Genomic DNA, 13,206 nt, shown 5'->3' on the forward strand with positions numbered 1-13,206 from the left:
AGCTCGCCCTCCCCGTAGGCCCCTGAGCGCTGTTCAGTATGAAGCGCCGTGTCAAGCAGAGAGCAGGGAGGGTGCGTGGTGCGATCAAGCCACGCGCGTGGCCGGCACCGGTCAAGTCCCATGTGATTGTTGTTACTTGTGGGGCGCCGGTCGCAGACTGCCACCATGGCACTCCTGAGGAAATCCGCCGCCGCGCTGTGCGCCGCCGCAGCGGTACTGCTCGCGACACCCCCCACTGCCTCCGCAACCCCCGCTCCCCACGGAACCCTGGCCAGGGAGAACTTCGATCGTCTCCCCCTCGGGCCGGTCGCCGAGGGACGTGGCTGGAGCACCGATACGGCCGGCGGCACGCTGACCGTTGTCCCCAGCGCCACGGGGCATGGACGTGAGCTGCGGATTCGTACCGAGGGCAACGGTCGGGCCTTCCTTGTGTTCGATGAGCTCTCCCCGCCCGGCAACAGCTTCTGGGGACGGGTGCGGTTGCGGGTCGGGGGCTTCCCCACGGCGCCCGACTGGGCGCACTGGACCATCGCCGAGGCGTCGGGGGCGCGCTCGGCGACGCTGGTACGGCCGATCGGTGGGCAGTACGCGCCGACCGATCGCGGCAACTTCTGGGGCGTCGGGTCCGATCTCGGGCCCACCGGGGACTGGACCTCCTGGAAGACCTCCGCGCCGGCCGTAGGTGGGGCCTGGCAGTGCGTCGAGTTCCATCTCGACGCCACCGACAACCGGGTCACCGTGTACCTGGGCGGCGTGGAGCAGTCCGACCTGACCGTGTCCACGAGGGCGCACGGGGGGACCTCGGACGACTTCGTCTTTCCCTCCTTCGACAAGCTGAAGCTGGGCTGGCAGCTCTATCAGGGCGACCCGACGCCGTCGTCGTACGACATCCGTATGGACGACATCGCGCTCGGCACACGGCGCGTTGGCGGTTGCGAAAACGGGAGTTGAACCTGGGATTGCGCCTGGCGCAGCGGGCGTGATCCACTTCGGCGGTCATGCACTGGGGCCTCTGGGGAGGGGCCGGGGGACAGGGGAGGCAGCGGTGCGTACCGCTGGAGAAGAGATCGTGTCGCCGTGCCCGCAGTGCGGGGTGGAGATCCGTACGGACAGACGGTTCACCACGTGGTGTGCCGCCTGTGAGTGGAACGTGGACCCGCAGGGGCCCGGCGAGCAGAAGCGTGGGCTGGACAGGGTGCGCCGCGGGCTGGCGCAGCGGTACGGCGCGCGGCTGTTCGACGAGCTGAGGGGTGGGGGCGGGAAGGGGAGCGGGAGCGGGCTCACCTGGTCCGGTCCGCTCGCCTACGCGCTCGCGCTCACCGTGCACGGGTTGACCGTCGTTCTGGCCGCGGTCGGCCTGTGGGGCCTGGTCCGTGGCTGGGGCGGGCTCGCTATGGTCTTCGGGCTGTTCCTGTTGGCGCTTGCCTGGTCGCTGCGGCCGCGGCTGAACCGGCTGTCCGATGACGACCGTGTCCTGTTGCGAGGCGACGCGCCCGAGCTGTTCGCGCTCGTCGACGAGGTCGCCGCCGGCCTGGGCACCCGGAGCGTGGACGCCGTCGTCGTCGACGTCGACGCCAACGCGAGTGTCACCCATCTCGGGCTGCGGCGCCGGCTCCTGACGCTGGGGCTGCCGCTGTGGGAGGTGCTGAGCCCCCAGCAGCGGATAGCGCTCCTGGGCCACGAGCTCGGCCACTTCACCCACGGCGACACCCGGCACGGCATGGTCGTGGGAACCGCCTTCAGGTCGCTGAGCACCTGGCTCTACTACGTCCAGCCGATGCCGAACCCGAACGTGGTCCAGGCCATCACCAACCTGGCGTGCGTCCCGCTCCGCCTGCTCATCACCGGCGTCATGGCACTGCTCGACCAGCTGACCGCGCGGGCCTCCCAGCGCGGTGAGTATCTGGCCGACGCGACGGCGGCGCGCACCGGGTCGACCGAGGGAGCGGTCGGTCTGATGGACCGCCTCATGGTCACCGACTCGATCGTCACCACCCTGCAGCGCGAGACCAACAGCCGCCGGCTCCGCGGGACGGGCCGGGGCGGCAAGCAGAACGCCGACGGCCTGTGGGAAGCGCTCGTCGCCCATCTGGACTCCGTCCCGGAGTCCGAGTTCGAACGTCAGCGCCGGGTGGGGGCACTGCGCGGCCACAGCGTCGACGCGAGCCACCCGCCGACCCATCTGCGCCGGCGGCTCCTGCTGGACGGTACGCCGGTGCCCGCCTCGGTGACGATGGACGCCGCCCGGACCGAGCGCATCGCCAGTGAGCTGGCGGACGTACGCGGGACGCTGGCCCGTGAAGTCGTCAGGGACGGTTACGGAAACCTGTGACGGCCTCCTTCAGTCTGTGACCGCGCCCCCCGCTCCGGCCGGTCACAGCTGGCTCAGGATCGTCGGATCGGTGATCTTCGTGTCGTCCGCCAGCATCATCGCCTTGCTGAGGATGACCGCGAGCATGCGGTCGCCCTCGTAGGGGAGGTAACCGGCCTGCGGTGCCGACGGGTTGGACTTCGGGACGATGCACAAGTACTGGTCGTTCGGGGTGCGGAGAATGTTGCCCGAGCCGAGGTGGATCTTGTACGTGTGGCGGTCGCCCTTCACATGGAGGAAGCGGCCCTCCAGGGTGCATCGGTCGGCTATCGCGAGCCTCGGGATCAGGCGGTCCAGGAGGAGACGGCGGGTCTCGGCACTCTGGTTGAGCTCTCCGAAGCCGTACGACGTCCAGTACTCGCGGAAACGGCCGCCGGGGCCGCCGTCCTGCCAGGTGGGGTCGTTGCCGATGCTGGCCACGCCGACGAACAGGTCCACGTCGCGCAGGACTTCGGACAGGACCAGGGGCGGTATCTCCGTCAGGGGCAGAGGGTCCACCGGCTCGGCACCGTCGCGCAGCCACATGCGGTACTCGCCGCCGGCGCAGTGCGCCCAGTTCTCCGGGGCGCCGATCGGGTAGAAGCGGACCTGGTCGGTGCGCAGGCGCAGGAAGGTCCCGGAGTCGGTGATGTCCGTGTAGTCCTCGCCGCCCTCGCCCTCGATCCAGTACTCGGCTCTCAGGCCCCAGCGCGGGAGGTCCCGGCCGGCCGGCGGGGCCTCGTCGTCGACGGCCAGGCGGAGTCTGTTGCGCCAGCCCCGGGCCGCCGCCAGGGAGTGGAACTGGTGCTGGCGCAGGACGTGGGCCGCGAAGCGGTTGGAGTAGGTGCCGGTGATGCGCTCCGCGTCCGTCAGCAGGTAGACCTCCCGGTGGGCCTGCTTGAAGGGCTGGGTGATCTCATGGCGTTCCAGCCAGTCGCGCCAGGCGACGATCTCGGCGGGGGTGTGGTCCACCGAGTGCCAGAGGCGGACTTCCGTGCCTGTGGTGACCGGGGTGTCGGTGACCGTGCGCAGCGAGCCGTCGGCGTATCCGGCCGTCGTGCCGTCGACCGTCCACAGCAGGCGACGGGCGAGGGTGCCGACGAGGGGGTGGTCGAGGTAGCGCTCGCGCCAGGTGTCGTAGGACCAGGTGCGGTCGGCCAGGAACTGGCGGTCCAGGCGCTCGCTCTGGGCCGAGAGCATCTTGTCGACGTCCTTGACGGCCGCCTTGAGCTCCTTCAGCTCCTCCGCGTGGTCCCGTCGCACGGCAGCCGGCACGCTCCTGACCGGCTTCCCGCTCGCGTTGCTCCAGGTCAACACGGCCTTGGTGCCCTGTACTTCGAGGACAGCCGTGTTCTCGCCAAGCCGGTGCTCCGCGCGTCCGACCTCGGTCAGGCCGTACGCCGGTACGGCCAGTTCCTCGATCTCCTCGCGGCTGAGGCCCAGGGCGACGGCGCGTGCCTCCAGGGCCGCGTCGAGCAGCTTGGCGGTGTTCTTGTACGTCACCCGGGTGGCCAGGCGGGCCAGTTCGGCGAGGGCGGCCTCGCTGTCGATGCGGGCGAGGGCGTTGACACCGGCGTTGGCGACCTTCGGGTTGCGCGGGCCGAGGCCGGCGACCTTCTTGAGGGAGGTCTCGACGAGGGCGCCGAGGGCGCGGGCGGTGTCGGGGTGGGCCGGGAGGAGGGAGAGGAGCCAGGCGAGGCCGCGCAGGGCGTTCGCGTTGTAGGGGTCGTAGGCGCTGTTGACGTCGGGTTCGTACCGCCCGCGCTCCAGCTCGAAGGTGCGGGGGCGGCCGACCAGGGCGAGCCAGCGGATCACCGCCTCGCGGACGCGGTCGGGCCCGAGCGGGTCGACCAGGGCGGCTGCCTGCTCGTCCCACTTGAGGGAAGGCTTGGCCGCGGTGGCGGTCGTCATGTGGGTCAGGAGTCGCTGCCAGGCGGGGCCGGTCTCGCGCAGGGCTTCCTCGGCCCACGCCTCCCCGACGTTGAGGGGCGGCTCGGTCAGCTTCTTGGCCGTCCTGGGCAGGTCCTCGTTCTGGTAGGCGTGGAGGACCGAGCGGCGGACCGTGGCGACGACAGCGGGCGCGACCGGGCGGCCCGCGGCCAGTTCGGCCTCGATGAGGTTCTCGTAGCGGGCGCCCCACCAGAAGGAGTGCTGCCGGGAGATCCCGTCGAGCAGGGACAGCCGCTCCGCGGTGAGGCGGTCGTGGGGCGGCAGGTCCCGGGAGACGATTCCCAGCAGGATCAGCGCGTTCTGCCGGGCGTTCGGGCCCGCCTGGTCCGAGTGGTACTGCGTCACGAGGCCGTCGGCGATCCGTGACCGCGCGTCCGGCGGCAGTTCGAGCAGCCGGGCCAGTACGCCGTCCCACAGGCCGGCCCAGTTGCCTTTGTTGGCGACCGCGGCCCTGAGCAGGTCGGCGGCGAGCTCCTCCAGGTCACCGTCGGCGGCACGCTGCCGGATCAGGTCCTTGTACTTCTGGATCTCGCCCATGGTCAGCCACCCACCAGCGGGACGAGCTTGAGGAAGGTGACCTCGGTGCCGAGCACGAGGTCGATCTCCTCGTCGAGCTCGGTCACCTGACGGTCGCCGACCAGCACCAGGAAGCCGTTGCCCGCGAAGGCCTTGAGGGCGAGCTCGGTCTGGGTCTGGGGGTCTAAGCGGCGGGGCGTGCGCAACGCGTAGCCGTTCAGCACGCGTTCGGTGTTCTCTGGCTGGACCAGGCCCTGGAAGACGGCGGGGGTTCGCGCGTTGTACTCGGCGACCTCCTGGAAGACCCGGCGGCGGATCAACTCGCGCACGGCGAGCCGCTCTTCGGCGATCTCCAGACCCCAGCCGTCGCTACGGCTCCCGCTCGTCGTCTCGTCGACGAACATCACGATTCCCATACCGAGGACAGTACGAGACACCACTGACAACGGGCCCTGCTCGGAGGGTTCACACGAGGTTGCGGACAACCGTCCACGTCACGGCCACCGCGAGGACGACCACCTGCGCCCGGGGGCTCAGCGTGGGGCGCCAGCGGCGGCCGTGCAGGCCCTCCCACGCCCAACGGCCCAGCAGCATCAGGGCGTACGGCGAGGCGAGCAGCAGGGCCCGGTTGTCCAGCCATGCTTCGGTGAAGTGGCCGTGCATCAGGTCGTACACCATGCGGGTGCCGCCGCAGGCCGGACAGAGCAGGCCTGTGAGCATGCGGAACGGGCACTGCGGCAGGAGGTGGCCGGGGTCGTGCGGGTCGGTGCGGTAGAGGTACACGGCACCGGCGGCTCCCGCGGCGAGTACCGCCGAGGGTGCCGTCGCGGGGTGGCGGAGCGGGGAGCGTCGTGCGGAGGACCAGGGCGCCGCCGGAGCGGTCCCGGCGGGCGCGGCGCCCTCCGCGCTAGCTTCGGAGGATCCGGCCGTGTTCATCGGTGTGGTCGTTCCCGGTGAGCAGGAGGATGCCGTCGACCAGCGACCAGATGCCCAGGCCGCCGCAGGTGAAGAGCTGTGCGAGTCCCATCCCGACATTGCCCAGGTAGAAGCGTCCCACCCCGAAGCCGCCGAGGGTGAGCTGGAGGATGCCCGCGATGACCTTCGACTTGTCGGAGTACGGCCGTCCGTACGGGTCGTAGCCGTAGGGGGCGTTGGGGTCTCCCGTGTACGTCCCCGGGGGCGGGTAGTAGCCCGGCGGCGGATAGCCGGGAGGCGGGTAGCCCGGTGGCGGATAGCCCTGCTGCTGATATCCGGGTGGGGGGCCCTGCTGGGGGCCCTGCTGCTCGTGACCCTGCTGCTCGCTCAAGGGGGACTGCTCCTGGGGACCGAAGCGGGAGGACCCGCGAAAAAAAGACAATGAGCCCGGTCATCATGCCCGACGGACACCGCGTCGCAGAAGCCCGTTCCGTCAGCCCCGGCTTAATCTGACGACATGTCAGATGACCAGTCGTACGAACTGCTCGGTTTCGACAACGTGCTGCTGCCCGTCGGGGACCTCGGCGAGGCCGTCTCCTTCTACGAGCGCGCGGGCTTCACGGTGGGCTTCAGGCTCGACGAGGCCGGGATCGCGCAGCTGAAGGTCGGCGGCGAGACGCCCGGGATCCTGCTCCGACAGGAGGAGGCGCTCGGGCACCGGCCGCCGCCGTGGCCCGCCACGCGCGTGTGGCTGGAGGTGCCGGACGCCAGAACCGCCGGCCGGGAGCTGCGCGCGGCCGGCCTCGAACTGCTCGACGAGCCCTTCTCCGTGGTCACCGGGTGGACCGTCGAGGTCGCCGACCCCTGGGGGAACGTCCTCGGGTTCACCGACTACACCAAGCGTCCCGAGCTCGGCCGGCGAGCCTGAGGGCTCACGGACGCACACGTGACGCAGACCTCTCCGCAAGCGAGTTGAACACGTTCAAAAGCAGGTCTAGAGTCTGCCCTGTCAACGTTTTGAACGCGTTCAAGAAGGGGGAGGCGCATGGACCGCACGGTCGTCGCCTACGTCATCTACCTGGTCGTCAGCATCGCCCTGACCGTCTGGGTGGCCCGCACGCTCAGCAGGAACGGCCGGATCTTCCTCGCCGACGTGCTGCGCGGGAACGAGCAGCTCGCCGAGGCCGTCAACCACCTCCTGGTGGTCGGCTTCTACCTCGTGAACCTCGGGTTCGTCGCCCTTTACCTCAGTGGCGACGGGACGATCGAGGACACGCGCGGCGTCTTCGAGGCCCTGTCGACCAAGCTGGGCGTGGTGCTGCTGGTGCTTGGCGTGATGCATCTGGCCAATGTGTACGTCCTCAACCGGATCCGCAGGCGGGGCGCCATGGAGCGGGAGCAGGTGCCGCCGGTCGCGCCGCAGGACTGGGTCCGGGCATGACAGGCCCGACAGGTGCCACGGGCGGTGCGGGCGTCCCGGCGGACCGCACCCCCATCCGCCGGCTCACCGTCCTGTACGACGCCGACTGCTCCCTGTGCGCCTTCCTGCGCGACTGGCTCGTACGGCAGCCGCAGCTGGTGCCGCTGGAGTTGGTGCCGGCCGGGTCGCAGGAGGCCCGGCTGAGGTTCCCGGGGCTCGATCACCGCGCCACCCTGGAGGAGATCACCGTCGTCGGCGACGCGGGACAGGTCTACCGCGACACCGCCGCCTGGATCGTGACCCTGTGGGCGCTGCGCGAGCACCGGCCGCTCGCTCACCGGCTCAGCACCCCGTCCGGGGCACGGCTCGCGAAGGGCGCGGTACTCGCCGCCGCGAAGTGGCGGGGGGCACAGTGGCAGGGCGGTCAGTGGGGCGGCCCTGCGTACCGCCGCTCGGAAGGCTGGGCGTACGACCCCGGCCGGGGCTGGGTCCACACCCCACCGGGGTGCGACAGCGGCGGCCGCGCCACTGGTTAGGCTCTCTTTCCGTGCCTGCGAACAACGACGGCCCCGACGAGGGCAGTACCCCGAGCAAGTCCGATCAGACGAGCAAGTCCGAGCAGACGCGCGCGCTGATCCTGGAGACGGCGATGCGGCTGTTCCAGGAGCGAGGGTACGACAAGACGACCATGCGGGCCATCGCCCAGGAGGCCGGGGTCTCCGTCGGCAACGCGTACTACTACTTCGCGGGCAAGGAGCACCTGATCCAGGGCTTCTACGACCGGATCGCCGCCGAGCACCAGGCGGCGGTCCGGGAGGTCCTGGCCCGGGAGAGCGACCTGGAGGCACGGCTCGCGGGCGTGCTGAAGGTCTGGCTGGACATCGCGCAGCCGTACCACGAGTTCGCGGTGCAGTTCTTCAAGAACGCCGCCGATCCCGACAGCCCCCTCAGTCCGTTCTCGCCCGAGTCGGAGCCCGCGCGCGTGGAGGCGATCGCCGTACACCGCGAGGTGCTGCGGGGCGCGACCAAGACGAAAGTGCCCGATGAACTCCGGGACATCCTGCCCGAGTTGATGTGGCTGTCCCAGATGGGGCTCGTCCTGTACTGGATCTTCGACCGCACGGAGGGCCGCGAGCGGAGCTACCGGCTCGCCGAGCGCGGCGCCAAGCTCACCGCGAGGGGCGTGTCGCTGGCCCGGTTCCGGGTGCTCAGGCCACTGGTACGGGAGGTGCACGAACTGTTCACGGACTTCCTGCCGGGGATGACGAAGGTGATGCCGGACCCCGGCAGGAAGGCGTAGTCACGTCAGTTGACGGCGTCGACCTCGCCCTCGACCAGTTCGACGTCGTACACCAGTGGCCCCTCCCCCACGACGACGTGCCGCGCGCGCGAGCCGTACGCCGGAGCCGTGGTCGACAGCAGGTACGTCCCGGGGGCCGGGACCGAGACGATGTACGAGCCGTCGGCCAGCGACTCCACCCGGTCCAGCTGACGGCCCCCGGCCGACAGCAGCGAGACGGCCGCGCCCTCCACGGGCTCCCCTTCCGCCGTACGGACGAAGCCGTGGACGGCCGACGACGGGCCGCCGCCCGAGGGAACCGCCGTCGCCGGAGGTGCCTCCTCCTTCGGCTCCACCGCGAGATGCGGCAGCCGCTTCTCCAGCCCCTTGGGCAGCCACCAGTTGGAGTCCCCGAGCAGATGCATCGCGGCCGGCACCAGGGCCGTGCGCAGGATGAAGGCGTCCAGGGCCACGGCGGCCGCGAGGCCCACGCCCGCCATCGCGGCCCCTGAGTCGCCGCTCAGGACGAAGGCCAGGAACACGCAGACCATGATCAGAGCCGCGGAGTTGATCACGCGGCTGGTCTCGGCCAGGCCCACACGGACCGCGCGGGCGTTGTCCCTGGTGTGGACCCATTCCTCGTGCATGCGGCTGACCAGGAACACCTGGTAGTCCATCGAGAGGCCGAACAGCAGGGACAGCATGATGACCGGCAGGAAGGCGTTGATCGGGCCCTCCTTGCCGAGGCTCAGCAGGTCGAGTCCCCAGCCCCACTGGAAGACCGCCACGAGGACGCCGAAGGAGGCGGCCGCCGCGATCAGGTTCATCACCGCGGCCGTCAGCGGCACCACCAGGGAGCGGAAGGCGATCAGCAGGAGCAGGAAGCCGAGGCCGATGATGGTCGCGATGAAGAGCGGGAGGCGGTCGCCGGTGACCGTCGCGAAGTCCTTGGAGACCGCCGTGACGCCGCCCACGTGGGCCTGCACCCCGGCCTGCGGGATCACCTTGTCCCGCAGGGTGTCGATGAGCTGGTCGGTCTCCTCGGACTGCGGTGACGTGGTCGGGACGACCTGGATCACCGTCACGCCCCGCGCGGGCGGCAGCGCGGCGACCCGGGCGACCCCGTCCGTGCCCTGGATGCCCTTGACCAGAGCGGAGCTGTCGCCGCCGTCGGTGACCACCTGGAGCGGTCCGTTGAAGCCGGGGCCGAAGCCCTCGGCGAGCAGGTCGTACGCCTTCCTGGTGGTCGTCGTGGTGTCGTCGTTGCCCTGGTCCGTCGCGCCGAGGCGCAGTGACAGCACCGGCAGCGCGAGGACGGCCATGACGGCGAGGGCGAGCACGGCGATCCGGCGCGGGCGCTTCTGCACGCCCGCCGACCAGCGGGCGGCCAGTCCGCTCGTCCGCTCCGGCTCGGGCCCGGCGGCGGCGAGCCTGCGCCGCTGCCGGCGGCTGAGCACCCGCTTGCCGAGGAAGCCGAGCAGCGCCGGCAGCAGGGTGGTGGCCGCGAGGACACTCAGCACCACGGTCAGCGAGGTGCCGATGACCACGCCGTCCAGGAAGCGCAGGTTCGTCACCAGCATCCCGGCGAGCGCGATGCACACCGTGCCGCCCGCGAACAGCACCGCGCGACCCGAGGTGTTGAGGGCGGTGACCACCGACTCCTCCGGGTCCATGCCGCGCAGGATGCCCTTGCGGTGCCGGGTGACGATGAACAGGGCGTAGTCGATGCCGACACCGAGGCCGATGAGGGTGGCCAGCAGCGGGGCCAGGTCAGGGATGTCGGTGCCGTGGCTGAGCAGCTGCGTCGAGAACAGGCCCATGCCGACACCGAAGATGGCGACGGCGAGCGGCAGCAGCATCGCGAAGAACGAGCCGAAGGCCAGGAACAGTACGACGGCCGCCGCCACGATGCCGACCATCTCCGCGAGGCCGGTGGGCGGTTCCTGCACCCGCTGGATCGCCTGACCGCCCAACTCGACCTGCAGTCCGGCGCGTTCGGCGCCCTGCGCGGTGTCGACGACGTCCTGGACCAGCTCCTTGGGGACGGCGTTCGCCTGGTCGGTGAAGGTGATCTGGGCGTAGGCGATCCGCCCGTCGCCGCTGACCTGGGCCGCGTCTGCCTTGTAGGGGCTGGTCACGCCGCCGACGCCCTTCATGCCGGCGATCTTGTCGAGTGCGGGCTGGATCCGGGACCGTACGGCCTGGTCCCGTACCGAGCCCTCGTCGACCTTCCACACCACCGTGTCGGTGTCGCCCGCGCTCTGCGGGAAGGCCTTCTCCATCAGGTCGTACGCGCGCTTGGAGTCCGTGTTCGGGAGGGAGAAGACGTTCGCGTAGTCCGTGCCCGCCGTCGAGGCCGAAAAGCCCAGGCCGAACAACGCCCCCACCCACAGCAACAGGACCACCAGCCGGTGCCGGTAACACCACCGTGCCAATGCCGCCACGCTCAACAGCTCCTTACTCGGTCGGTTGGTCCCCCAGGTCCTGCGCAACAGATTCGGTGGCGCCGCGCGCGCGTGGGGGCGGCACGCCATGACTCACAAGGAACTCCAAAGCAGCGAAGCCGCGCGGTTGTCAGTGGGCCCGTCGATACTGGGGGCATGACTGGGGGCAGCGCTGAGGGAGAGACGAAGAGTCCGGGCACCGTGCTGGTGGTGGAGGACGAGGAGAGCATCGCCGACGTGCTCGCGATCGCCCTGCGCTACCACCGGTTCGAGGTGATGGTCGCCGGCTCCGTCCGTGAGGCGCTCGCGCTCACCGACCGCACCCGCCCGGACGCGGCCCTGCTCGACGTCATGCTGCCCGACGGCGACGGCCGCGCCCTCGGCCGTGAACTGCGCGAGCGGCGGCCCGATCTGGCCCTCGTCTTCCTCACCGCGCGGGACGCTCCCGCCGAGATCGTCGGCGCGCTCGGCTTCGGCGACGACTACATCACCAAGCCGTTCAACATCGACGAGGTCGTCGCCAGGATCACCGCGGTCCTGCGCCGCACCCGCCCGGCCGACGTCCTGCCCCAGCGCCCGCCCCTGCGCTACGGCGACCTGGAGCTGGACGAGACGACGTACTCCGTGCACCGCGACGGCCGCACGGTCCAGCTCACCCCCACCGAGTACGCGCTCCTGCGCTTCCTGGTGCGCAACGGCGGCCGGATCGTGCCCAAGGAGCAACTCCTTCGGCATGTCTGGCAGTACGAGCACACCCCGCCCGAGTCGACCGTCGTCGAGACCTACATCAGCTATCTGCGGCGCAAGCTGGACGCCCTGGGACCGCCGGTGATCACCACCCGGCGGGGTGTCGGGTACGGGCTCGCATGAAGGTCCGCCTGCCGCGTGGCCGACACGGCATCCATTCGCTGCGCGGCAAGCTGACGCTGGCCAATGTGGCGCTGCTCGCGATCGGCATCGTCGCCGCGACCGCCGTGAGCGTGATGGGCATGCGGTACTACCTGCTCGACCAGATCGACAGCGAACTCCTCAAGACCCGGGACTCCCTGGGCGGTTCACAGATCACCCTGCGGGAGATCGACTCGCTGAGCATGCTGGGCTTCGTGCGCGACCGGCTCATGCCGACCCAGCAGGAGTCGAGCGACGAGCGCTCGACGGAGACCGTCTTCGCGGTCGTCGACCGCCGGGGCGAGCCGGTCAGGATCCTCGGCTTCGATCCGACCGAGGCCCAGCAGGGCCTGGCGGAGGCGGCAGGCGACCCGCGCGCGCTCGCCGCCGACTCCGAGCCGCACGACGTCACTCTGGGCGGATCGGCCTACCGCGCCACGGCGGCCCGGCTCGGCGACGGCTCCTACGCCCTGCTCGCCGCGCCCACCGACGTCCTGCACCAGGGCGTCGCCAAGGCCGTCCGGCTCGACCTCGCGATCGGCACCCTGCTGCTCGCGCTGTTGGCCTGTCTGACGATGTTCAGCGTCCGGCGCCGGATGCGGCCGCTGGAGGACATGGTGGAGACCTCGTCGGCGATCGCCGAGGGCGATCTGACCCGGCGCGTCCCCTCCAGCCGCGAGGCCACCCTGGAGGTCGAGCAGCTGCGGGTCGCCCTCAACTCCATGCTCCACCAGGTCGAGTCGGCGTACCGCACGCGCGAGCACAGCGCGGCCCAGCTGCGCAGCTTCGTCGCCGACGCCTCGCACGAGCTGCGCACCCCGCTGTCCGCGATACGCGGCTATCTCCAGCTGTACGACAAGGGCATGCTGTCCGACCCGGACGACCGCAAGCGCGCCTGGGCCCGGGTGCTCGCGGAGACCGACCGGATGGGGCGGCTCGTCGACGAGCTGCTCACCCTCGCCCGCCTCGACCAGCAGCCCGAACTGCGGTTCAGGAACGTCGACCTGAGCCGGCTGGTGCGGGACGCGGCCGAGGATCTGCGGGTGCAGCAGCCCGGCCGGCCCGTCGAGGTCGCCGCCGAAGGCTCGCTGCTGGTGCGGGCCGACGAGTCGGGGCTCAGACAGGTCCTGGGCAACCTGGTGGCCAACGTGCGCACGCACACACCCGCCGAGGTGCCGGTGCGGCTGGGGGTGGAGCGCGAGGACGGGGTCGTACGGCTGTGTGTCGCGGACGAGGGCCCGGGGCTGCACGCGGACGACGCGGCGCGCGTCTTCGACCGGTTCTTCCGGGTCGGCGGCGGCGCGGGCAGCGGCCTCGGTCTGGCGATCGTCCAGGGCGTCGTGCGGGCCCACGGCGGCGAGGTGGCGGTCCGCACGGCCCCGGGCGAGGGGCTGGCGGTCACGGTCAGCCTGCCGGCGCGGGTGTCCGCGGGTCAGTGACCCCA

At 71.0% G+C, this 13,206-nt stretch carries 13 protein-coding genes; 8 read left to right on the forward strand and 5 right to left on the reverse strand.

Translation table 11 applies throughout. The features are described from left to right. The first annotated feature begins 165 nt into the window (after positions 1-165). Both BFN33_RS31395 and BFN33_RS31400 read left to right on the forward strand, forming a co-directional pair. Entirely contained in the window at positions 166-951 is a 786-nt protein-coding gene (locus BFN33_RS31395) for a hypothetical protein (protein WP_069763527.1), read from the forward strand. Positions 952-1,045: 94 nt separating this feature from the next. Further along, positions 1,046-2,332, forward strand: a complete 1,287-nt coding sequence (locus tag BFN33_RS31400) for a M48 family metallopeptidase (RefSeq protein WP_256122908.1) — start codon at positions 1,046-1,048, stop codon at positions 2,330-2,332. 42 nt (positions 2,333-2,374) lie between these two features. Here the strand turns inward: BFN33_RS31400 and BFN33_RS31405 are convergent, their stop codons facing one another. Genes BFN33_RS31405 through BFN33_RS31420 form a run of 4 tightly spaced genes read right to left on the reverse strand, consistent with a single transcriptional unit; the run spans position 2,375 to position 6,122 of the window. Then, on the reverse strand, positions 2,375-4,837 hold the full coding sequence (locus tag BFN33_RS31405; RefSeq protein ID WP_069763529.1) for a DUF4132 domain-containing protein: 2,463 nt from the start codon (positions 4,835-4,837) through the stop codon (positions 2,375-2,377). Between the two features lie 2 nt (positions 4,838-4,839). Then, positions 4,840-5,232, reverse strand: a complete 393-nt coding sequence (locus BFN33_RS31410; protein WP_069763530.1) for a hypothetical protein — start codon at positions 5,230-5,232, stop codon at positions 4,840-4,842. A 49-nt stretch (positions 5,233-5,281) separates the two neighbouring features. After that, a complete protein-coding gene (locus tag BFN33_RS31415; protein WP_069763531.1) occupies positions 5,282-5,752 on the reverse strand; it encodes a DUF2752 domain-containing protein in 471 nt (156 codons plus the stop codon). After that, the gene (locus BFN33_RS31420; RefSeq protein WP_069763532.1) at positions 5,724-6,122 is read right to left on the reverse strand and encodes a TM2 domain-containing protein; all 399 of its coding nucleotides are present in this window, start codon (positions 6,120-6,122) and stop codon (positions 5,724-5,726) included. The genes BFN33_RS31415 and BFN33_RS31420 overlap by 29 nt, the downstream gene beginning before the upstream one ends. A 126-nt stretch (positions 6,123-6,248) precedes the next feature. Here BFN33_RS31420 and BFN33_RS31425 point away from each other — a divergent pair, with 126 nt between their 5' ends. The 4 genes from BFN33_RS31425 to BFN33_RS31440 all read left to right on the forward strand — a co-directional run bounded on the left by BFN33_RS31425 (position 6,249) and on the right by BFN33_RS31440 (position 8,451). After that, on the forward strand, positions 6,249-6,659 hold the full coding sequence (locus BFN33_RS31425; protein ID WP_069763533.1) for a VOC family protein: 411 nt from the start codon (positions 6,249-6,251) through the stop codon (positions 6,657-6,659). Positions 6,660-6,776: 117 nt separating this feature from the next. Continuing rightward, positions 6,777-7,172 (forward strand): hypothetical protein, encoded by a 396-nt coding sequence (locus tag BFN33_RS31430; RefSeq protein ID WP_069763534.1) that lies wholly within the window; start codon positions 6,777-6,779, stop codon positions 7,170-7,172. Then, positions 7,169-7,687 (forward strand): thiol-disulfide oxidoreductase DCC family protein, encoded by a 519-nt coding sequence (locus BFN33_RS31435; protein ID WP_069763535.1) that lies wholly within the window; start codon positions 7,169-7,171, stop codon positions 7,685-7,687. The genes BFN33_RS31430 and BFN33_RS31435 overlap by 4 nt, the downstream gene beginning before the upstream one ends. 11 nt (positions 7,688-7,698) lie before the next feature. Beyond that, entirely contained in the window at positions 7,699-8,451 is a 753-nt protein-coding gene (locus BFN33_RS31440) for a TetR/AcrR family transcriptional regulator (protein ID WP_069763536.1), read from the forward strand. A 5-nt stretch (positions 8,452-8,456) separates the two neighbouring features. On the opposite strand, the gene BFN33_RS31445 is transcribed toward BFN33_RS31440, so the two are convergent. Beyond that, positions 8,457-10,865 carry an MMPL family transporter gene (locus tag BFN33_RS31445; protein WP_069763589.1) on the reverse strand — a complete coding sequence of 803 codons (2,409 nt, stop codon included), beginning with the start codon at positions 10,863-10,865 and terminating at the stop codon, positions 8,457-8,459. Between the two features lie 165 nt (positions 10,866-11,030). On the opposite strand from BFN33_RS31445, the gene BFN33_RS31450 reads away from it, so the two are divergent. Continuing rightward, positions 11,031-11,744 (forward strand): response regulator transcription factor, encoded by a 714-nt coding sequence (locus BFN33_RS31450; protein ID WP_069763537.1) that lies wholly within the window; start codon positions 11,031-11,033, stop codon positions 11,742-11,744. After that, the gene (locus BFN33_RS31455; RefSeq protein WP_069763538.1) at positions 11,741-13,201 is read left to right on the forward strand and encodes a cell wall metabolism sensor histidine kinase WalK; all 1,461 of its coding nucleotides are present in this window, start codon (positions 11,741-11,743) and stop codon (positions 13,199-13,201) included. Before BFN33_RS31450 ends, BFN33_RS31455 begins: the two co-directional genes overlap by 4 nt. Positions 13,202-13,206 lie beyond the last annotated feature (5 nt).

This window comes from Streptomyces sp. LUP47B, from assembly GCF_001746295.1.
GTDB lineage: Bacteria > Actinomycetota > Actinomycetes > Streptomycetales > Streptomycetaceae > Streptomyces.